16 protein-coding genes are annotated in these 20,872 nt (G+C 72.2%); 13 read left to right on the forward strand and 3 right to left on the reverse strand.

What is annotated here, in order from left to right:
* The 3 genes from AW270_RS05870 to AW270_RS05880 form a co-directional block, all read right to left on the reverse strand.
* Positions 1 to 935, reverse strand: a 935-nt coding sequence (locus tag AW270_RS05870; protein ID WP_061291499.1) for an isopenicillin N synthase family dioxygenase, incomplete at its 3' end; no start/stop codon positions are given.
* Between the two features lie 130 nt (positions 936 to 1,065).
* Positions 1,066 to 1,818: a DoxX family protein gene (locus AW270_RS05875; RefSeq protein ID WP_061291500.1), complete on the reverse strand. Its 753-nt coding sequence runs from the start codon at positions 1,816 to 1,818 to the stop codon at positions 1,066 to 1,068.
* Between the two features lie 66 nt (positions 1,819 to 1,884).
* Complete coding sequence (locus tag AW270_RS05880; RefSeq protein WP_061291502.1) at positions 1,885 to 3,408, reverse strand: MFS transporter; 1,524 nt, start codon at positions 3,406 to 3,408, stop codon at positions 1,885 to 1,887.
* A gap of 155 nt (positions 3,409 to 3,563) precedes the next feature.
* On the opposite strand from AW270_RS05880, the gene AW270_RS05885 reads away from it, so the two are divergent.
* The 13 genes from AW270_RS05885 to AW270_RS05945 all read left to right on the forward strand — a co-directional run bounded on the left by AW270_RS05885 (position 3,564) and on the right by AW270_RS05945 (position 20,866).
* Positions 3,564 to 4,595, forward strand: a complete 1,032-nt coding sequence (locus AW270_RS05885) for an alpha/beta hydrolase (protein ID WP_061291504.1) — start codon at positions 3,564 to 3,566, stop codon at positions 4,593 to 4,595.
* Positions 4,596 to 4,655: 60 nt separating this feature from the next.
* Positions 4,656 to 6,443, forward strand: a complete 1,788-nt coding sequence (locus tag AW270_RS05890; RefSeq protein ID WP_157521728.1) for a tetratricopeptide repeat protein — start codon at positions 4,656 to 4,658, stop codon at positions 6,441 to 6,443.
* A gap of 55 nt (positions 6,444 to 6,498) precedes the next feature.
* Positions 6,499 to 8,844 carry an AAA family ATPase gene (locus AW270_RS05895; protein ID WP_061291508.1) on the forward strand — a complete coding sequence of 782 codons (2,346 nt, stop codon included), beginning with the start codon at positions 6,499 to 6,501 and terminating at the stop codon, positions 8,842 to 8,844.
* 59 nt (positions 8,845 to 8,903) lie between these two features.
* Positions 8,904 to 10,661 carry an ABC transporter substrate-binding protein gene (locus tag AW270_RS05900; protein WP_061291510.1) on the forward strand — a complete coding sequence of 586 codons (1,758 nt, stop codon included), beginning with the start codon at positions 8,904 to 8,906 and terminating at the stop codon, positions 10,659 to 10,661.
* Positions 10,658 to 11,587: an ABC transporter ATP-binding protein gene (locus AW270_RS05905; RefSeq protein WP_061291512.1), complete on the forward strand. Its 930-nt coding sequence runs from the start codon at positions 10,658 to 10,660 to the stop codon at positions 11,585 to 11,587. The genes AW270_RS05900 and AW270_RS05905 overlap by 4 nt, the downstream gene beginning before the upstream one ends.
* Positions 11,584 to 12,546, forward strand: coding sequence for an ABC transporter ATP-binding protein (locus AW270_RS05910; RefSeq protein ID WP_218009109.1), 963 nt, complete (start codon positions 11,584 to 11,586; stop codon positions 12,544 to 12,546). Before AW270_RS05905 ends, AW270_RS05910 begins: the two co-directional genes overlap by 4 nt.
* Positions 12,547 to 12,663: 117 nt before the next feature.
* A complete protein-coding gene (locus AW270_RS05915) occupies positions 12,664 to 13,584 on the forward strand; it encodes an ABC transporter permease (protein ID WP_061292368.1) in 921 nt (306 codons plus the stop codon).
* 3 nt (positions 13,585 to 13,587) lie between these two features.
* Entirely contained in the window at positions 13,588 to 14,541 is a 954-nt protein-coding gene (locus AW270_RS05920) for an ABC transporter permease (protein ID WP_061291515.1), read from the forward strand.
* Between the two features lie 50 nt (positions 14,542 to 14,591).
* On the forward strand, positions 14,592 to 15,536 hold the full coding sequence (locus AW270_RS05925; protein WP_245674582.1) for an ABC transporter permease: 945 nt from the start codon (positions 14,592 to 14,594) through the stop codon (positions 15,534 to 15,536).
* On the forward strand, positions 15,533 to 16,408 hold the full coding sequence (locus AW270_RS05930; protein ID WP_061291517.1) for an ABC transporter permease: 876 nt from the start codon (positions 15,533 to 15,535) through the stop codon (positions 16,406 to 16,408). Before AW270_RS05925 ends, AW270_RS05930 begins: the two co-directional genes overlap by 4 nt.
* Positions 16,405 to 18,084: a dipeptide ABC transporter ATP-binding protein gene (locus AW270_RS05935; protein WP_061291519.1), complete on the forward strand. Its 1,680-nt coding sequence runs from the start codon at positions 16,405 to 16,407 to the stop codon at positions 18,082 to 18,084. Before AW270_RS05930 ends, AW270_RS05935 begins: the two co-directional genes overlap by 4 nt.
* Positions 18,081 to 19,754: an ABC transporter family substrate-binding protein gene (locus AW270_RS05940; RefSeq protein ID WP_061291522.1), complete on the forward strand. Its 1,674-nt coding sequence runs from the start codon at positions 18,081 to 18,083 to the stop codon at positions 19,752 to 19,754. Before AW270_RS05935 ends, AW270_RS05940 begins: the two co-directional genes overlap by 4 nt.
* Positions 19,755 to 19,792: 38 nt before the next feature.
* Positions 19,793 to 20,866 (forward strand): DNA glycosylase AlkZ-like family protein, encoded by a 1,074-nt coding sequence (locus AW270_RS05945; protein WP_061291524.1) that lies wholly within the window; start codon positions 19,793 to 19,795, stop codon positions 20,864 to 20,866.
* Positions 20,867 to 20,872 lie beyond the last annotated feature (6 nt).

Here is a 20,872-nt window from a genome sequence, read left to right on the forward strand (position 1 = left end):
ACGATCTCTCCGCGCAGCTCGGGGAACACCCGGGAGACCTTGCCGAGCAGGTAGTCGCCGTAGGTGCCGGAGAAGGCCCGCAGGTCCTGCCCGTCCCACCGCCGGAAGCCCTTGGCGGTGGGCGGCAGCGGCGGCAGCTCGCTGTCCCAGCCGGGGTCGAGGAAGAACGGGAACGACAGCCGGTCGCGCCCGCTGGAGTTGAACACCCGGTGCGGCGTCGACCGGTAGTGCCCGCCGGTGAGCCGGTCGAGCATGTCCCCGATGTTGCACACGAACGTGCCCGGGATCGGCGGCGCGTCCGTCCATCCCCGCGAGGTGCGCACCTGGAGCCCCTCGTTGGCGTCCTGGAGCAGCAGCGTCAGCAGCCCGTAGTCGGTGTGCTCGCCGACGCCCCACGAGTCGTCGACGCCGGGCGGATAGTGGAAGATCCGGAACAGCACGGTCGGGTCGGCCGTCGAGCCCGCCGAGAAGTGGTCACGGGGCAGCCCGAGGCTGAGGGCCACCCCGCCCAAGACGGCCTGCGCCGCCTCCTCGACCGCGTCGAGATAGCGCAGCACGACGCCGCGCATCTCCGGGATCTCCTCGGGGAACAGGTTCCGCCCGTGCAGGGGCCGTCCGTCGGGCTCGCGCTCCGCGCCGAAGTAGACGCCCTCCTTGAGGTCGGGCCGGCCCGAGGTCAGCTCGCCGCCGACGGGGAAGAACCCGCGCCAGGCCCGGCCGCCGCGCGACATGGCGATCCTGAGCTTGGACTCCTCGGGCAGCGCGAAGAACCGCCGCGCGCAGTCGTCGAGCTCGGCCACCAACTCGGCCGGGACGCCGTGCCCGGTGACGTAGAAGAACCCGCTGTCCACACAGGCGGCCTCGATCTCGGCGGCGACCCGGTCGGCGGGGCCGCCGGACAGCAGTGGGCTCACGTCGATGACTGGAAGTGCCATAACCCCATTTTCTCCGTTACGGCTCTGCCTGCCCCGCCCCCGCCCGCCCTCCCCGGGACCGTCCGCACCCGGCGCGCACCGGCCGCGCCAGCCTCCCGCCGCGACGGCGGAAGGCCTGGCCGCGGGTGGGTCAGTCGGTCTTGCCGCTCCGGCGTCCGGCGACCAGCGTGTCGCCCGGCTCTCCGCCCTTGACGACGGGTTCGCTCCGGCTCTCGGTGGTCGTGTCGCGGCGGGTCGGCTTGCGGGGGGCCGGCTTCGGCTTGGGATGGGGCGCGGTCGACTCCTCCGGCTGGTTCGGGAAGGTGACCGGGCCCTTGTGCGGTTCCGTCTTCTCGGTCTCCGGCGCGGGCTTCGACTGGGCCGGCTTGGGCTGGGCGGGCTTCGGCTGGACCGGTTCGCCCCGGGCCGGTTCGCGCAGCGAGTTGATGACGTCGTCGGCCGCCAGGTCGGCCGCCATCTCGTCGGCCGCCTCGGCGTCGCGCCGCTTGATGATGACCATCTGGTCGACCGAAAGCCGCCCGGCGCCGTTCACCGACAGCAGCACCGACGCCGCGCCCAGGGCCACCACGAGCTGCACACTGCCGCCCGTGAGGGGAAGGCCGGGGTCCCCGGCGGCGAGGATGAACACCGCGAGCGCCTCGGCGAACAGCAGCACGCCGACGACCTTCACGGCCGCTCCGGCGATGAGCAGGGCGCCGCCGAGCAGCTCGATGAGCATCGTGGCGGCCGCCCAGAACTCCGGGATCGGCGCGTCGAGCTGGAGGAACTGGGTCTCGGTGGCGTCCAGGCCGGCCCGCAGCTTGGCCCAGCCGTTGGCGAAGAAGATCCCGCCGACGCCTATGCGGGCCGCGAGCGTGGCGAGGTCGTGGAAGGTTTTCTTCACGTGACTCATTCTGAGGGGTTATGGGTTGGCTTTCGAGGCAATTGCCCCATAACCCACGCTCCTATGTCAGACGGAGAGACGTTCCTTTTCGGCCCGCCGTTCGCGTGCGGGCACCAGCACTCCGACCAGGAGCGCGTTGGCCAGCAGCAACACCACACTCACCCCGACGGCGGCGTGCAGCCCGGACACGAACGCCCACCGGGCCGCTTCGGACAGGGCCGCTCCGGCCGTGCCGCCCAGCTCGTCGGCCACGTGGGCGGCCGCCGCGAGCGACCCCTCGGCCTTCGCGAGCAGGTCGGCGGGCACCCCGGCGACACCGGCGATCGCGGGGGCGTACACGAGGGTGGTGACCGTGCCCAAAACGGCGATGCCCAGGCCCGCGCCCAGCTCGTAGGCGGTCTCCTCGACGGCGGCGGCGCCGCCGGCCCGCTCCTGCGGCGCGGCCGACATGATGGCGTCGGAGGCGGCCAGCAGGGCGACCTCGATGCCGAAGCCGATCCCGGCGAAACAGAGCGTCAGCGCGACCGGGTGGTCCTCGACGCCCCAGCCCAGCGTGGGCAGCAGCGACAGCGCGGTCAGTGCGAGCCCGCCGCTCATGGTGGCCCGCAGCCCGATCCGGTGGAGCACGTGGGCCGCCGCGAGCCCGCCGCAGGTCGCCGCGACCATCAGCGGCAGCATCCGCAGCGCCGCGTGCAGCGGCGAGAGCCCGAGCACGAGCTGGAGGTACTGCGCCAGCACCAGCTCCAGCCCCACCAGCGCGAACACCGCGAACAGCACACACGCCACCCCGGTCGCGAACGCCCGGTCGGCGAACAGCCCGAGGTCGAGCAGCGGCGAGGACAGGGCGCGCTGCCGGGCGACGAACCACGCCAGCACCGCCACCCCGCCGGCCAGGATCAGCACCGCCGCGCCCCGCCCGACCGTGTGGCCGTATCCGGCCTCCTTGAGCCCGAACGCGACGGCGAGCACACCCGCCACCGACAGCAGCGCGCTCAGCCCGTCCCACGAATGGCCGTGCGACTCGGTCACGTCGGGGATCAGCCGGGCGGCCAGCGGCAGCGCGACGACCAGCGGCGGCACGTTGATCAGGAAGACCGCGCCCCACCAGAAGTGCTCCACGAGCACCCCTCCGAGCACCGGCCCGACCGCCGCGCCCCCGGCCGCCACCGCGCTCCAGACGCCCAGCGCGATCGCCCGCTCCCGCCGGTCGGTGAAGACCTGCCGGATGATCGAGAGCGTCGCGGGCATGATCATCGCCCCGCCGACGCCCAGGAACACCCGCGCCGCGATCAGCGCCTCGGGCGTGGCCGCGAACGCCGCGGCCAGAGACGCGATCCCGAACACGACGTAGCCGAGCAGCACCAGCCGGCGCCGCCCGTAGCGGTCGCCGAGCGTCCCGAAGGTGACCAGCAGCGGCGCGACCACGAGCGAGTAGACGTCGATGATCCACAGCAGTTGCACGCCCGTCGGTTCGAGGGCGGCGGTCAGCGCCGGGACGGCGATGTGGAGCACTGTCGCGTCGACGGCGATCAGGAGCAGGCTGAAGCACAGCAGCGCGAGGATCGCCCACCGGTCGGCCCTCGGGGACATGGGCCGCAGCCTAGGCGATCGATCGAAGATCACTCAGGCGGTTGCGAAGACTGGCCTCTCACCGGATATCGCCTCAAAGGTCCCGGCATCGCCGTCGTCACACGCCGCCGAGCACAACTGTGAGGGACTTCGGGCCTCGTCATAGTGTGAGAGGCATGCTGCCCTGGAACGCGGAAATGTCCGGACGCGTCGACGAGGTGACCGTGGTCAGCGACGTCCTGCGCGACAACCCTCTCGGCGACCCCCATGAGCGCCCGCTGTGGGTCTACCTCCCGCCCGGCTACGACGACGGCGCCGCCGCCTACCCGACGATCTATGTCATCCAGGGCTATTCGGGCCAGGTCGTCATGTGGGGGAACCGCCGTCCGTGGCGGCGCACCTACCCCGAGCTGCTCGACCGCCTCTTCGCCGACGGCGAGGCCCCGCCCGCGATCGTCGTCTTCGCCGACGCCTGGACCCGCCTCGGCGGCAGCCAGTTCGTCGACTCCCACGGGCACGGCGCCTACCACTCCTACCTCTGCGACGAGGTCGTCCCGTTCGTCGACGAGCACTACCGCACGCTCCCCGCCCCCGAGCACCGCGCGATCACCGGCAAGTCCAGCGGCGGCTACGGCGCCATGATCACCCCGATGCTCCGCCCCGGCCTGTTCGGCGCGCTGGCCACCCACGCGGGCGACGCCCTGTTCGAGGTGCTCTATCCCCGCGAGTTCGTCGCCGCCGCCCGCGTCCTGCGCGAGGAGTACGACGGCTCCTGGCCGAGGTTCCTCGACCGCTTCCACGCCACCGGCGGCCGCTGCCCCGGCTCCGACCTCATCCTCCTGTACGGCAACGCCGCCTCCTACTCCGCCAACCCCGACGGCTCGGTTGACATGCCGTTCGATTCCGTCGGCAGATTGGTTCCGGACGTGTGGTCGAGGTGGCTGGAATATGACCCCGTCGTCATGGCCCGCGGCCGGGCCGAGGCGCTCCGGGACCTGCACAGCATCTGGATCGACGCCGGGAGGAGCGACGAACACTACCTGGACATGGGCGCCGTGGCCTTCCGCGACGAGGTGGAGCGGGCCGGGGTGCCCGCTGAGAACGTGTTCTTCGAACTGTTCGAGGGCACCCATTCCGACCTTGAACACCGCTACGTGATGGCCGTCAAGTGGCTGTCGCCGCGCTTGACTCCGGGGCGACCTCTCTAGAGAGATAGAGGTGTATTCCAGGGCCTAGCCACGCCGGTCCGGCCACCAGATCATTCGGGGGTGGGGAGCGATGCCCAGGATCACGCGCCCGAGGTGCCGCTCCCGAGCGACCGCGCCGATCCGCGGGCCTGGTGCGGGGTCGCGGCGGCACGACTGCGCCGCGACCGGCCCGAGGAGGCGCTGGAGGCCGCTCGTCAGGCGGTCGACCGTGATCCGCACGGCGAGTGGGGGCATCGCCTGGCGAGCCTCTCCCTGGAACGTCTCGGCCGCGACTCCGAGGCGGTCGCGTCGGCCCAGGAGGCCGTCCGGCTCGCGCCGGGCTCCTGGGCCGCGCGGCTCCGGCTGGCCGGGGCGCTGCGCCGCCACCCGGCCCGCTGGCGGGAGGCCGTGGAGGAGGTCCGGCTGGCCGTCCGCTACGCCCCCGAGCAGGCCGGACCGCACGCCCTGGCCGGAGACCTGGCGCTGATCCGGGGCGACCACGAGTCGGCCGCCGCCGGTTACCGCGCCGCCCTGAGGCGAGATCCGGCCCAGCCCGGGGCCCGCGTCAACCTGGGCCTGACCCACCTGCGGTGGGACCGCCACCGCGACCACCACGACCCGGCCTGGGAGGCCGACCCGCGCGAGACCGGCCGGGCCCGCCGCGCGCTGGAGGTCTGGTCGCGGCGGATCCGGCTGCTGCTGGCGGTCGCGCTGGTGGCCGTGTCGGTCGCCGGGCTCGGCTTCGCCCTTCACGACGAGGCCAGGATCGCCGGGTACGCCGTCCTCGGCGCGGTCGCGCTGATCACCGTCCGGCAGGCCGCGAAGGTCACCGTGTGGCCGCTGGTCCCGGCCATGCTCGGGCGCGACCTGTGGCTGAGCGTCTCGGTGACCGTGGCGGTGATGACGATCGCCGCCTATGTCATCGGGGTGGCCGGGATGCCCGCGCTGGAGATCCACCTGGCAGGGTCGTTCCTGGCCCCGGCCGCCGGGGGAGAGTGGGCGGGGGCGCTCGGGTTCGTGCTGTTCAACGCGCCCGCCGTGCTCGTTTTGCGGCTGCTGGTGGAGGCGTGGCGGGGGCGGCCGGTGAAGGCGCTCGCGCAGTTCGCCCGGGTGCCGGGCGACGCCGTCGCCTGGCGGGACACCGACGTGACGCTGTGGGTGATCGCCGGGCGCGCGTGGTGGGTGACCCTCGCGTCCGGGCTCACGCCCGGTCTCCTGGCCTGGCCCCACTTGGGGATCGCCGTGCTGGCGGTGCCGATCGGGCTGGTCCTGGCCGGGCGGCGCACCCGGCCGGGGCGGGTGCTGCGGCGCGACCGGTGGCTGGCCGCCGCCTTCACGCTGCTGGTGGCCGCCGCCGTCTGCTTCGCCGCCGCCGGGTTCAGCCCCGGTCTGACCCGGGCGTGGCAGGGCGGCTGGGCCGCCCTCGGCGGGGTGGCCGTCGCCTTCGCGGTCAGGGGCGCGCTGGCCTGGTGGCGCGGCGCACCCGGGCCGACCCGGTCCTCCCTGGTGCCGCGCGACCACCCGCCCGCCGACCTCGGCCCGTCGTCGGGCCTCAGCGACGAGGTGCGGCACGCCGCCACGTTCTCCCGGAGCGTCGTGCTCTCCTACGCCGGCCCGGCGGGCCCCCGCTCGGTCGCGGTCAGCGCGGTGACGTCGGTCAGCCCGTCGGGCGAGATGCGGGTCATCGCCGGCGACGAGGCGTGGGAGGCCGTCGAGCGCGATCCGCGCGTGTCGGTGTTCGTCGGCGACCCCCGGTTCTGGGCCGAGGTGCGCGGCGTCGCCATCGCCGACAACGACGTTCTGAGGATCACCCCGCGTGAGGTTCTGGTCCGGGAATATCCCGGCCGCCACCAGGCTCGCACGCGCTAGGTCCACCCATTCGCCTTTCCCGTGCGGTATAACCGGTGCGGACCGGGGAGGCAGGATGCGGGAGGACGGCCGAGCCCGCCCCACGGGGCGAGTGGCTGCGAGAAACGCTTTCGAACAGGTGCGACAGCGCTATTTCGCCCTTCCCGCGGTCGCGCGGAGAGTCATTTTCGGCGTGTTACTGGTCGCCTCGATAGCGCTGGGCGCGGGGTTCGGCTGGGATCTGCTGAATACCTTTTTCGTATCGCTGACAGTCCTGGCATTCACGGTTCTGGCGCTGCATTTCCCCCGGGCCGCGGCGACGATGATCGTGGTGGCCGTGTGGACGCCGGTCTCGACGTTCACCCTCCAGATGGCCAACAGCCAGTCCGTCGGGACCTTGCTGCTCATCCCCATGTGGCTGCTGGGCTTCATCGTGGCGGCCGTCGCCCATCTCATCCGCTGGGTCCCGCCCTGGCTGACCACCGCCCTGGCCCTCACCGCGGCGGCCGTGGCGGGGATGCTGCTGCGGCTCGCCGGTGACCCGGCCGCGCTCTACGGCGCCTACGCCGCCGCCGCCGTCGTGCTGATCTGGCGGTTCGTGCTGGCCCGGCAGGCCAAGGCCCGGCAGGCCCCGCCCGAGGTGCCGGCCCAGCAGCGGGTGCGGGCGGGCGGTCCGCCGCCCCATCCCCACGTCCAGGGAGAGCAGAACCGTCCTCCGCAGATCACCGTCGAGCAGGCCCTGGCCCAGCTCGAAGGCATGATCGGCCTCGAACCCGTCAAGGAGCAGGTGCGCTCGATAGCGGCCTCCATCGAGGCGGCCCGGCTCCGCCGCGAGGCCGGCCTGACCTCCGACGCGCCGATGCGCCACTTCGTCTTCGTCGGCCCGCCCGGCACCGGCAAGACCAGCGTGGCCCGCAGCCTCGCCTCGATCTTCTACGCCTTCGGCCTGCTGGAGACCCCCTACGTCGTCGAGGCCCAGCGCGCCGACCTGGTCGGCGAGTTCCTCGGCGCGACCGCCATCAAGACCAACGAGCTCATCGACCGCGCCCTCGGCGGGGTGCTGTTCATCGACGAGGCCTACGCGCTCATCAACTCCGGCGACGGCCAGACCGACCGGTTCGGCCACGAGGCCGTGCAGACCCTCCTGAAGAGGGCGGAGGACGACCGCGAACGCCTGATCATCATCCTCGCCGGATACGAGAAGGAGATGGGCGCCTTCCTGGCCTCCAACCCGGGCCTGTCCAGCCGGTTCTCCACCCGGGTCCGCTTCCCCAGCTACCAGCCCGCCGAGCTGCTGGAGATCACCGAGGCGCTCCAGGCCAAGCGCGGCGACCGGCTCGACCCGGCCGCCCGGCCGGTGCTGCTGGGCCTGTTCGACGACGTCCACCGGCGCGGCCTGGTCGACGAACTGGGCAACGCCCGCTTCGCGCGCAGCGTCGTGGAGGCCGCCGCGCAGGCGCGGGACGTGCGGGTGATCAGCGTCGGGGGAGCGCCCCGGGGCGAAGACCTGGTGACGACGACGGCGTCCGACGTCTCCAAGGCGTTCAGCGAGATCACCGCGCGGTTCCGCGGCTACCAGGCGACCCCGACGCTGGCCGACGCGCTGGCCGACCTCGACAGGATGGCCGGGCTCGAACCGGTGAAACGGCAGGTCAAGGCCATCACCGCGCAACTGCGGGTGGCCCGGATGCGCGAGGAGCAGGGGCTCCCGGTCCAGTCGGGGACCCGCCACTTCGTGTTCGTCGGGCCGCCCGGCACCGGCAAGACGAGCGTGGCCCGGATCCTCGGGCGGATCTTCTCCGCGCTGGGGTTGCTGGCCCGGCCCGACGTGGTCGAGGCGTCCCGGCCCGATCTCGTGGGGCAGCACCTCGGCGCGACCGCGATCAAGACCAACGAGCTGGTCGACCGGGCCCTCGGCGGGGTGCTGTTCATCGACGAGGCCTACGGCCTGATCAACTCGGGCTACTCGGGCGGCGACGCGTTCGGGGCGGAAGCCGTACAGACACTCTTGAAGAGGGCCGAGGACGACCGCGACCGGCTCGTCATCATCCTGGCGGGCTACGAGCGGGAGATGGACACCCTGCTGGCCACCAACCCCGGCCTGGCCAGCCGGTTCAACAGCCGGGTGGTGTTCCCGAGCTACTCTCCCGGCGAGCTCGCCGAGATCGCCGAGACCCACGCCGCCGACGCCGGAGACCGGTTCGACGCCGCCGCCCGGCGTGACCTGGGCGACGTGTTCGGCTACGTCTGCCAGGAGCGCCTCATCGACGGCCTCGGCAACGGCCGCTTCGCCCGCTCCCTCTACGAGCGGGCCGCCATGCGGCGCGACGTGCGGCTGGCCGCGCTGGGCAGCGCGAGCGCGACCGAGCTCACCACCATCACCAGCGAAGACGTGCAGTCGGCGGTGGACGAACTGTCCTGACCGACACCTGGCAGTGGTTTTGCGGGTCCATCGGTGGCGTGATCGCATGATGGTGGACCATGAGGAAACGCGCCGGTCTGCTGGTCCCGGCCCTCGCCATGGTCCTGTCCGGCGTCGCGGGCGCCTGCGGGGGCGGTGCGACGACGGCCACCGGGAGCGGCCCCCAGAAGGGCGGCATGCTCAGGGTCGTCGGCTCCGGCGACGTCGACCACCTCGACCCGTCGTCGTCCTACACGGTCATCGCCTACAACCTCGGCCGCACCTGGACCCGGCAGCTCGTCACCTACCCGGCCGGGGGCGGCATCTCGGTCGCCGGTGAGGTGGTGCCCGACGTGGCCGCCGCGCTGCCGAAGGTCAGCGACGACGGGAAGACCTACACCTTCACGCTCCGCCCCGACGTCATGTGGAACACCAGCCCGCCGCGCCCGATCGTGGCCGCCGACTTCGAACGCGGGCTGAAACGGCTGGCCAACCCGGTGCAGCCGTCGGGCGGGATCTCCTATTACACGCAGACCATCGACGGTTTCCAGGAGTTCTTCACCGCGTTCCAGAAGCAGCCGAAGACGGCCGCCGGGATGGCGAAGTTCATGAACTCCACGCCTATCAGGGGCGTGCAGGCGGTGAATCCGACGACGCTGCGGATCCAGCTCACCGCACCGGCCAGCGATTTCCTCAACATCATGGCGCTCGGCTTCGCGTCGGCCGCGCCGGTCGAATACGAGAAATACGTCCCCGACGGGCCGGACTTCCGGCAGAACACCATTTCCGGTGGGCCGTACCAGATCACCACCTATTTCGCCGGGCGGCAGATCATGCTGGAGCACAACCCGGTGTGGAAGCAGTCCAGCGACCCGGTGCGCCACCGGTGGGTCGACCGCATCCTGGTCACCCTCGGCCAGGACAGCCCCGACGTCGTGCAGCAGCAGCTCGAAGCGGGCGTGGCCGACCTGTCGTGGGACCAGCCGGTGCCGACCTCGGCCATCCCGCGCCTGACGGGGAACCCGGCCTACAAGGTCTACGAGGGGTCGACGCTCAACCCGTTCCTGGCCTTCAACATGCAGAGCCCCAACAACAACCGCGCCCTGGCGAACGTGAAGGTCCGGCAGGCGATCAACTACGTCGTCAACAAGGCGGCCATCGCCCAGATCTACGGCGGCCCGAAGATCAACTCTGTGCTCGACGGGGCGATCCCGCCCGGCTCGATCGGCTACGACGCGGCGGTCCGCCCCTACGCCACGCCCGGCGGCCGGGGCGACGTGAACCGCTGCAAGGCGCTGCTGGCCGAGGCCGGGGTGACCAACCTGAGCCTCCAGTTCCCCTACCGCACCAACGGCAACCACCCGAAGGTCGCCCAGTCGATCGCCGGCGACCTGACCAAGTGCGGCATCACCTCGCAGCTCATCCCGACCGCGCCGGACGACTTCTACGGCCGCTACCTGTCAAGCGTCCAGAAGAGCCGCGAGGGGAAATGGGACATCGGCGCGCCCGGGTGGATCCCCGACTGGTACGGCAACAACGCCCGCTCGATCGTGGTGCCGCTGTTCGACGGCCGCAACTACACCGAGGGCTCGACCAACTACGGCGCCTACAACGACCCCGCGGTGAACGACCTCATCACCCGCGCGCTGACCGCTCCCGACGCGAAAGCCGCCGAGGGACTGTGGCGGCAGACCAACGCGCGCATCATGGCCGACGCCCCGATCGTGCCGCTGACCTCGCAGAACGTGCCGATTTTCCATTCGGAGCGGGTGCGGAACACGATCTACACGCCGCTCACCCAGCAGTTCGACTACACGCAGCTCTGGCTGGCCTCATGAGCCTTCTCGAAGTATCGGGGCTGCGGGTGACCTTCGCCACGCCCGACGGGGACCTGCAGGCGGTGCGCGGGGTGTCGTTCGAGGTCGAGGCCGGGCAGACGCTCGGCGTCGTCGGCGAGTCGGGGTCGGGCAAGAGCGTCAGCGTCCAGGCGCTGCTGGGGCTGGTCCCGGGCGCCCGCGTGGAGGGCTCGGCGCTGTTCGACGGGGAGCAGCTGATCGGGATGCCGGCCGAGCGGCTGCGGCGCATCCGCGGCGCGCGGATCGGGATGGTCTTCCAGGACCCGCTGTCGAGCCTCCACCCGATGTACTCGGTCGGGCGGCAGATCGCCGAGGCGGTGCTGGTCCACCGGAAGGTCAGCAAGGACCAGGCCTGGTCGGTGGCGCGGGAGCGGCTGGAGCAGGTCGGGATCCCGGCCGTGCGGGTGCGGGACTATCCGCACCAGTTCTCCGGCGGCATGCGGCAGCGCGTGATGATCGCCATGGCGATGGCGCTCGACCCGGAGCTGATCATCGCCGACGAGCCCACGACGGCCCTGGACGCGACGGTCCGGGCCCAGATCCTCGAACTGCTCGGGCGGCTGGGCTGCGCGCTGATCATCATCACCCACGACCTGGGGGTCATCGCCGACATGGCCGACGAGGTCATGGTCATGTACGCCGGCAAGCCCGTCGAGAAGGCCGGTCGCCGGGACCTGTTCCGCGACCCCCGCCATCCCTACACGCGCGGCCTGCTCAACTCGCTGCCCCACGGCAAGGAGCGCCTGCAGCCCATCACCGGCCGCCCGCCGAGCCTGCTGAGCCCGCCCTCGGGCTGTTCGTTCCATCCGCGCTGCCCGGTGCGGATTCCCCGCTGCCCGATCGAGGAGCCGCCGATGCTCGGCCCCGACGACCATCCCGACGCCTGCTGGCTGGAGGTGGGGCGGTGAGCCTGCTGGAGGTCTCCGACGTGCGGAAGTACTTCCCGATCAAGAGCGGGATCTTCTTCCAGCGCGAGGTCGGCCGGGTGCACGCCGTCGACGGGGTCAGCCTGTCGGTCGAGGCGGGCGAGACGCTCGGCGTGGTGGGGGAGTCGGGCTGCGGCAAGTCGACGCTGGCGCGGTGCATGACCGGGCTGCACGAGGTCACGTCCGGGACCATCGCCTTCGACGGGGACGTGCGGCGGGACGTGCAGATGGTCTTCCAGGACCCCTACGGGTCGCTGAACCCGCGCCGCCGGATCGGGTCGATCATCGCCGACCCGCTGGTGATCCACCGCGAGGGCACCCCGTCGTCGCGGCGCGGCCGGGTGCGCGACCTGATGGCCCTGGTCGGGCTCAACCCCGAGCACTACAACCGCTTCCCCGCCGAGTTCTCCGGCGGCCAGCGGCAGCGGGTGGGGATCGCGCGGGCGCTGGCGCTCAACCCCCGGCTGGTCGTCTGCGACGAGCCCGTCTCCGCGCTGGACGTCTCCATCCAGGCCCAGGTCGTCAACCTGCTCAAGGACCTGCAGACCGAGCTCGGCCTCACCTACGTCTTCATCGCCCACGACCTCTCGGTGGTCCGCTACGTCAGCGACCGGGTGGCCGTCATGTACCTCGGCAAGATCGTCGAGATCGCCCCGGGCGAGGAGCTCTACGAGCGCCCCCGGCACCCCTACACGGCGGCGCTGCTGTCGGCCGCCTCGGTCGCCGACCCCGACCGGCCGAGGGACCGCGTCGTGCTGCGCGGCGACGTCCCGTCCCCGATCTCCCCGCCCTCGGGCTGCCGGTTCCATCCGCGCTGCCCGAAGGCCCAGGAGCGGTGCCGGGTCGAGGAGCCGCTGCTGCTCGGCGACGGCCACAAGTGGGCCTGCCACTTCCCCCTGGAACCCGGCGAGCGGTTGCGGAGCGCGGAGGTGGGCCGGTGAGAACCGCCCATGACGTCATGAGCCGGTCGGGTGGCCGGCCAGGCGGAGCCGTAACGGAAGAGAAATCTTTCCAGCGCACCGAGGCGCGCCGTCGCGCGGCGACGAGGGGTGGTCGGCGTGAGTCTCACTGATGCGGCTTTCGAGGCCGAGCCCGTCCATGCCGAGGTCGTGCACGGCAAGGGGCCCTGGCAGCTGGCCTGGGAGCGGTTGCGGCGGGACAAGGCCGCGGTGATCTCCATGGCGGTGATCGTGCTGGTCGCGCTGCTGGCGCTGCTCGCGCCGCTGTTCGCGCTGATCACCGGGCACGACCCGCTGACGCAGTATCCGGAGACCGCGCTCACGCCCGAGGGGCTCCCCGTCGGGCCGGGCGCCGACTTCTGGCTCGGGGCCGACAGCCTCGGGCGGGACCTGTTCGTGCGGCTCGCCTACGGGGCGCGGATCTCGCTGCTCGTCGGGCTGAGCGCGACCCTGCTCGCCACCGTGTTCGGGGTGGTCGTCGGGCTGCTGGCCGGTTACTACGGCGGCTGGGTCGACGGGGTGCTCGCGCGGGTGCTCGACGTCGTGCTCAGCTTCCCCTACCTGCTGGTCGCGATCGTGCTGGTCGCCGCCGTGGGGGCCTCGGTGGCGCTGACCATCTTCGTGATCGCGTTCTTCTCGTTCGCGGCGATGGCCCGGGTCGTGCGAGGGCAGACGATCGGCTACCGGGAGCGGGAGTTCACCGAGGCGGTCAGGTCGCTGGGCGCCTCGCCGCTGCGGATCATGGTCATCGACGTGCTGCCCAACCTGGTCGCGCCGGTCACCGTGCTCGCCTCGCTGCTCATCCCGACCTCGATCGTCTTCGAGGCCACGCTCAGCTTCCTGGGGCTCGGCGTCGATCCCCGCACGCCCAGCTGGGGCGCGATCCTGGCCGACTCGACCGACTTCTACCGGGTGGCGCCCGGCCTGCTGGTCTTCCCGGCCGTGCTGCTGCTGCTCACCACGCTCGCGTTCAACCTCCTCGGGGACGGCATCCGCGACGCGCTCGACCCCAAGAGGTGACCTGTGTGGCGCTTTCTCATCCGGCGGATCGTCTTCGGCGTCGTCGTGCTGTGGCTGGTGGCGACGACCGTGTTCCTGCTGTTCTTCGCCGGTCCGGCCGACAACGTGGCGCGCCGCCTGGCCGGGCCGCGCGCGCCGATCGAGGTCGTCGAGCAGATCAAGGACACGCTCGGCCTCGACCGGCCGCTGTTCACGCAGTACCTCGGCTTCCTGGGCGACCTGCTGCGGGGTGACCTCGGGACCTCGTTCATCAGCCAGACGCCGGTCTCCACGCTGATCCTGCAGAGCCTCCCGGGCACGTTGTGGCTGGTCTTCGGGGCGGCCGTGCTGTGGATGCTCATGGGGGTCGGCGGGGGAGTGCTGTCGGCGACCAAGCCGCGCAGCCTGCGCGACCGCACGCTCACCGTGCTGGTGCTGGCCGGGATCTCGCTGCCGACGTTCGTGCTGGGCATCCTGATGATCTATCTGGCGCTGTCGGTGTTCCCGGGGACCGGGCTCCAGCCGGGCCCGTACATCTCCCCGTTCATCGACGTCGGGGCCTTCCTGTCGACCATGGTCATGCCGTGGATCTGCCTGGCGGTGGTCCAGGCGGCGGTGTACGTGCGGCTGACCCGGGGCTCGATGCTCGACACGATGGGCGAGGACTACATCCGCACGGCGCGGGCCAAAGGGGTGCCCGAGCGGTCGGTCACCTACCGGCACGGGCTGCGGGCCGCGCTGACGCCCGTCATCACCCAGTTCGGGGTGGATGTCGGGACGCTCCTCGGCGGCGTGGTCGTCACCGAATCGGTCTTCGGGCTCCAGGGCATCGGGCAGCTCATGATCCGGTCGGTCCGGGACGGTGACCTGCCCGTCATCATCGGCGCGGCGATCCTGGCCGCCGCGTTCATCGTGCTCGCGAACATTCTCGTCGACGTGGCGTATTCGTTCCTCGATCCACGCGTACGGCTCGCCTGATTTGATCACGCTCTGCCATTACTCTGTGACGCGAGGTGGTGGGGGGAATCATGGTGCGACTGGTGAACTACGCGGCGTTGATCGTCGTCGCCTCCAGCCTGGCGTGGCTGCTGGCCGCCGTGACCCTCGATCCACGGGCCAACTACGCCGGCCGCACCCCCGCGCCGGCGGTCGCCGTGGTCGACGCGGCCCTGTCCGAGGCCAACCTCAACGACAAGGACCCGCTGCTCGACCGCTACCTGACCTGGGTCTCCGGGATGGCGCGCGGTGACTTCGGCCGCACCTGGGACGGCGCGGGCGTCGGCGCCGACCTGGCCGAACGCGCCGGGGTGACGCTCCGGCTCGTCACGGCCGGCCTGGCGGTGGGGGCGCTGCTGGGGGTCGCCGTCGGCACCCTCGCCGCGGTCGGCCACCGGGGCTGGTTCGACCGGCTGTCGGGCGGGGTGGTGTTCCTGCTGCTGGCGGTGCCGGCGGTCGTGCTGGCCAACGTCCTGATCATCGGCGCGGTCTGGTTCAACGACACGACCGGCACCCGGTTCCTCATGGTCAGCGGCGAGTTCACCGACGGCGGGCCGCTCGACCGGCTCCGGCATGTCGTGCTGCCCGCGCTGACCCTCGCGCTGCCGCTGGCCGCGATCGTCAGCCGCTACCACCGCAGCGCCATGCTCGACGTGCTGAACGCCGACTACGTCCGCACCGCACGCGCCAAGGGCCTGTCCCGGCGGAAGGTCGTCGTCCGGCACGCCCTGCGGACCGCGCTCATCCCCACGACCACCTACCTGACCTTCACCTTCGGCGCGCTGCTGGTCGGCGCGACCATCACCGAGACCGTCTTCGGCTGGCACGGCCTCGGCCAGCGACTCATCAGCGCGATCGTCACCAGCGACGTCAACACCGTCGCCGGGATCACCGCCATCGCGGCCGTCGCGCTGGTGCTGTGCGCGGCCGTGGCCGAGGTGCTCCAGCGGATGCTCAACCCCGGGAGGCCCCGATGAGCGCGACGCTCCCCGACGTCTCCGCCCCCGCCGGCGTGCCCCCGGCCGAGCCGCCGCCGAGGATGTTCTCGGCGACCGGCATCGCCGGGCTCGCGCTGCTCAGCTTCCTCGGCGCGCTCGCCGTCCTCGGCCCGATCCTGATCCCCTGGACGGCCTCCGACCGCGACTTCGAGGCCTTCCTCCAGCCGCCCTCGGCGAACCATCCCTTCGGCACGACCGCCTCCGGCGCCGACATCCTCGTCCTCACCCTGCTGGGCCTGCGCAAGTCGCTGGTCATCGGGCTCGTGGTGGCCGTGGCGGCGACGGCGGTGGCCGCGCTCGTCGGGGCGTTCGCGGGCTACTTCCTCGGCTGGGTCGACCGCACGCTCATGTGGGTCACCGATCTGCTGCTGGTCATCCCGGCGTTCCTCGTCGTCGCCGTCGTGTCCTCGGGGCAGGACCGGTGGATCGCGCTGGTCGTGCTGCTGGCGGCGTTCATGTGGATGGTGACCGCGAAGGCGGTGCGCGGGGTCACCATCGCGATGCGCGACCGCGAATACGTCAGGGCGGCCCGGTTCATGGGCGTGCCCGCCCACCGGATCGTGCTGCGCCACGTCATCCCGAACCTGGCCTCGCTGCTCGTCGCCGACGCGACGGTGAACGTGAGCGCGGCGATCCTGGCCGAGACGACGCTGTCCTACTTCGGCTTCGGGGTCGTGCCGCCCGACGTGTCGCTCGGCTCGCTGATCGCCGACGGCGCGCCGACCGCGCTCTACGCCCCCTGGACCTTCTGGTGGGCGGCCGGGCTGCTCATCGCCCTGATCATCGCGGTCAACCTGGTCGGCGACGACCTGCGCGACCGCTTCGACCCGGCCCTGCGAGCGCCCCAGTGATCGACGTCAAAGATCTGTCCGTCTCCTTCGGGACCACCCCGGCCGTGCGGGACCTGAGCTTCTCCGTCGCGCGGGGCGAGATCCTCGGCCTCATCGGGGAGTCGGGCTCCGGGAAGTCGGCGACCGCGCTGGCCCTCATGGGCCTGCTCCCGCGCACCGCCACGACGAGCGGGTCGATCCTGCTGGACGGCGAGGAGCTCACCACCGCCTCGGAGAAACGGCTCACCGCGCTGCGCGGGCGCGCGATGGCCATCGTGTTCCAGGACCCGCTCCAGGCGTTCACTCCCGTCCACCGCGTCGGGGCGCAGATCGCCGAGGCCGTCCGGGCGCACCAGCGCGTGCCCAGGAGAACGGCGGCGCGGCGGGCGGTGGAACTGCTCGACCTGGTCGGCATCCGCGATCCGCACCAGCGGGCGCGGTCGTACCCCCACGAGTTCTCCGGCGGGATGCGGCAGCGCGCCCTCATCGCGATGGCCATCGCCAACAACCCCGGCCTGCTCATCGCCGACGAGCCCACGACCGCGCTCGACGTGACCGTCCAGGCGCACATCCTCGACGTGCTCAAGACCGCCCAGCGGGAGACCGGGGCGGCGGTCCTGCTCATCACCCACGACCTCTCCGTCGTCGCGCGGGCCGCTGACCGGGTGCACGTCCTGAAGGGCGGCGGGACGGTGGAGACCGGGCCGGTCGAGGAGGTGCTGCGGGCGCCGCGGGAGCCGTACACGAGGAGGCTCGTCGCGGCGATGGAGGCCGGCGACCGGCCCGCGGCCCCGCGGCCGGTGCGGACCGTGCTCGAAGTGCGGGACCTGGTGCGCCACCACCCGGGGGTCAAAGCGGTCGACGGGGTGAGTTTCGACCTCCGCTCGGGCGAGACCCTCGGGCTCGTCGGCGAGTCGGGGTCGGGCAAGACCACCCTGCTCATGGAGATCATGGCGCTGGCCCGGCCGCAGCGGGGCCGGATCACCGTGCTCGGCCGCGACACCGCCCACGTGTCGCGGCGCGACCGCCGCCGGATCCGGCGCGACCTCCAGATCGTCTTCCAGGACCCCTCGTCGTCGCTCGACCCGCGCATGACCGTCGGCGCGATCGTCGCCGAACCGCTCACCACCCACGGCCGCTCACCGGCGCGGGTCCCGGAGCTGCTGGCGCAGGTGGGACTGCCGGCCGAGTACGCCGCCCGCCACCCCGCCCACCTCTCCGGCGGCCAGCGCCAGCGCGTCGCCATCGCGCGGGCCGTCGCGCTCGACCCCGAGGTGCTGGTCCTCGACGAACCCGTCTCGGCGCTCGACCCGACCATCCGCGCCGAGATCATCACGCTGCTGGAGAAGCTGCGGGCCGAACGCGGGCTGTCCTACCTGTTCGTCGCCCACGACCTGCCGCTGATCCGCCGCATCGCCGACCGCGTCGCGGTCATGTACCGGGGCCGGATCGCCGAGATCGGCCCCGCCCACCAGATCTTCGCCGCCCCCGCCCACCCCTACACGAGAGCCCTGCTGCGCGCCTCCCCCCTGCGCGACGACGACCCAGTCATCGCCGCGGGCTGCCGTTTCCGTCCCCGCTGTCCCCTGTACGCCGAGCTCCCCGCCGCCCCGAGATCCCGCTGCGCCACCGAGGAACCCGAGATCACCGGCGACTCGGGAGCCGCCTGCCACCACCATCCAGGAGAAGCACCGTGAAACGCGCGTACGCCCTGCTACTGGCCCTGACGACCGCCGCCTGCGCCGCCCAACCGGGTGAATCGGGCCGGCCGGCGGCCGAGGTCACCGCGGCCGACCTCAACCTGACCCCGCGCGCCCAGATCAAGACCGGCGGCACCCTCCGCTGGGGCCTGACCGAATATCCGGCCCAGTGGAACCAGAACCACATCGACGGCAACCTGGCCAACGTCAAGACCGTCATGGACGCCCTGATGCCGCGCCCCTTCCGCGCCGACGAACACGGCGCCCTCACGCTCGACTCCGACTACGTGACCTCGGCCGACGTGACGAAGACGACGCCCAAGCAGGTCGTGACGTACACCCTGAACCCCAAGGCGCGCTGGTCGACCGGCGAGCCGATCACCTGGGCCGACTACGCCGCCCAGTGGAAGGCGCTGCGGGGCGCCGACCCGGCCTTCCACGTCGCCAACGTCACCGGATACCAGGACATCGCCTCGGTGGCCAAGGGCGCGAACGACCACCAGGTCGTGGTCACCTTCACCCGGCCGTTCGGCGACTGGCGCTCCCTGTTCGCGCCGCTCTACCCGAGGAGCGCCAACTCCTCGCCGCAGGCGTTCAACGCCGGCTGGGTCGGCAAGATCCCGGCCACGGCGGGCCCGTTCCGGTTCGGCGGCTTCGACACCCGCGCCAAGACGCTCACCCTGGCCCGCGACGCCAAGTGGTGGAGCGACCCCGCCAAGCTCGACTCGATCGTGTTCCGGGGCCTGGAGTCCGACGCCCGCGTCGCCGCCTTCGCCAACGGCGAGCTCGACGTGTTCGACATCGGCCCGTCGGCGGCCGACCTGTCCCGCGCCAGGTCGGCGTCTGGCGCGGTGGTCCGCCAGGCGGCCGGGCCCGACTTCCGCCACTTCACCTTCAACGGCGAGAGCCCGATCCTCACGGACGTCCGGGTCCGCCAGGCCGTCGCCCTCGGCATCGACCGGGCGGTCATCGCCAAGAGCGACCTCAAGGGCCTGAACTGGCCGGTCACCCTGCTCGACAACCACTTCCTGATGAACAGCCAGCAGGGCTACCGCCCCAACGCCGACGAACTCGCCGGCCCCGACCTGACCCGAGCCGGGGCACTGCTCGACGCGGCCGGCTGGCGGCTGAGCGGCAAGGTCCGCGCCAAGGGCGGCAAGCAGCTCGACCTGCGCTTCGTCATCCCGTCGGGCCTCCAGCTCGCCCGCTCGGAGGGCGAGATCACCCAGGCCATGCTGGCCAAACTGGGCGTCAAGCTGACGATCGAGACCGTCCCGAGCAACGACTTCTTCACCAAGTACGTCATCCCCGGCAACTACGACATCGCGCCCTTCTCGTACGTGGGGACGCCGTTCCCCGTCTCCGCCTCCTACGGCACGTACGCCAACGGCGTCCGGGCGCAGGGCGACGAGATCGTGTGGAACGCCAACCTGGGCCGCAGCGGCAACGCCGAGATCGACGCCAAGCTCAAGGCGGCCATGGCCGAGCTCGACCCCGAGAAGGCCGTCAAACTGATCAACGAGGCCGACCGGCTCGTGTGGCGCGAGGTCAACGTCCTGCCCCTCTACCAGCGGCCCCAGACCGTCGCGGTCAACGCGGGCCTGGCCAACGTCGGGGCGCGCGGCTTCCGCGACCTCGACTACGCCGACATCGGCTTCAAGTCATAGCCGTCGGGACTGTCGTAGGTCTCGGCTAGCGTGCGGCCATGGACCTGACGTGGCCGCAAGTGCTGGCGTGGCGGCTCGGCCGTCAGTTCGTGACCGCCCCGGGGCCCGGCGCGGTCGCCGTGGCCGAGCGGCTCTGCGGGGTGCAGGCGCAGGTCGCCTCCTCGGCCGAGCTGGCGGTCTCCCTCCGGCTCGGCCGCCCCGCCGGGCCGGAGATCGAGCAGGCGCTCTGGACCGACCGGACCCTGCTCAGGACCTGGTCGATCCGGGGCACCCTCCACCTGCTGCCGACCGCGTCGTGGCCGGTCTACCGCGCGGTGCTGGGCACTCTCCGCTACTGGGACAAACCCTCCTGGCACCGGGGCAGCGGGGTGTCGGCGGCGGAGCTCGACGCCATCATCGGGGCCGTCCCCGAGGCCCTCGGCGACGCCGAGCTGACCAGGGAGGAACTGGTCGACGCGGTGATCGCGGTGACCGGCGACGAACACCTGCGCCCGCTGCTGGCCTCCGGCTGGGGGCAGCTCTTCAAGCCCTTGAGCTTCCTCGGCGAGCTCTGCCACGGCGTGCCGCGCGCCGGGAAGGTGACCTTCACCGCGCCGCCCCGCGTGGGGGAGATGTCCGCCGAGGAGGGCGGGGTCGCGCTGCTGCGCGCCTTCCTGGGCGCCCACGGCCCGGCGAGCACGGCCGCCTTCGACGGGTGGCTGTTCCGGGGGCTGACCCGGCGGGCCGTCCTGCGTCAGTGGTTCGCCGACCTGGCCCCCGCGACCGTCACCGTCGAGGGGGAGGACCTGTTCGTCCTGCCCGAACACGTCGACGAACTGCGGGCGACCCGGCCGTCCGAGGAGACGTACCTGCTGGCCGGGTTCGACCAATACGTCATGGGCGCCCCCCGCGACCTCGAACCGCTGCTCCCCGCGGCGGCCAAGGCGGCGGTCAGCCGGGCGGCGGGCTGGATCTCCCCGGTGGTCGTCCACCGGGGCCGCGTGGTCGGCACCTGGGACGCCCGCGACGGCACCCTGACCGCGACCCTGCTGGAACCTGCCCCCGGCGTGGAGGCGGCGGCCGAGAAGGTGCTCGCCCTGATGGGCAGGGACCTGAAAGTGGTGGTCGCCTGACCTTCG

Origin of the sequence: Herbidospora cretacea, from assembly GCF_001570605.1 — a bacterium.
Lineage (GTDB): Bacteria > Actinomycetota > Actinomycetes > Streptosporangiales > Streptosporangiaceae > Herbidospora > Herbidospora cretacea.

Bases quoted from the DNA above. Each gene is read 5' to 3' on its own strand.
- AW270_RS05880 (WP_061291502.1), bottom strand. From the start codon at position 3,408: ATGTCCCCGAGGGCCGACCGGTGGGCGATCCTCGCGCTGCTGTGCTTC.
- AW270_RS05885 (WP_061291504.1), top strand. From the start codon at position 3,564: ATGCTGCCCTGGAACGCGGAAATGTCCGGACGCGTCGACGAGGTGACC.
- AW270_RS05895 (WP_061291508.1), top strand. From the start codon at position 6,499: ATGCGGGAGGACGGCCGAGCCCGCCCCACGGGGCGAGTGGCTGCGAGA.
- AW270_RS05900 (WP_061291510.1), top strand. From the start codon at position 8,904: ATGAGGAAACGCGCCGGTCTGCTGGTCCCGGCCCTCGCCATGGTCCTG.
- AW270_RS05905 (WP_061291512.1), top strand. From the start codon at position 10,658: ATGAGCCTTCTCGAAGTATCGGGGCTGCGGGTGACCTTCGCCACGCCC.
- AW270_RS05925 (WP_245674582.1), top strand. From the start codon at position 14,592: ATGGTGCGACTGGTGAACTACGCGGCGTTGATCGTCGTCGCCTCCAGC.
- AW270_RS05930 (WP_061291517.1), top strand. From the start codon at position 15,533: ATGAGCGCGACGCTCCCCGACGTCTCCGCCCCCGCCGGCGTGCCCCCG.
- AW270_RS05945 (WP_061291524.1), top strand. From the start codon at position 19,793: ATGGACCTGACGTGGCCGCAAGTGCTGGCGTGGCGGCTCGGCCGTCAG.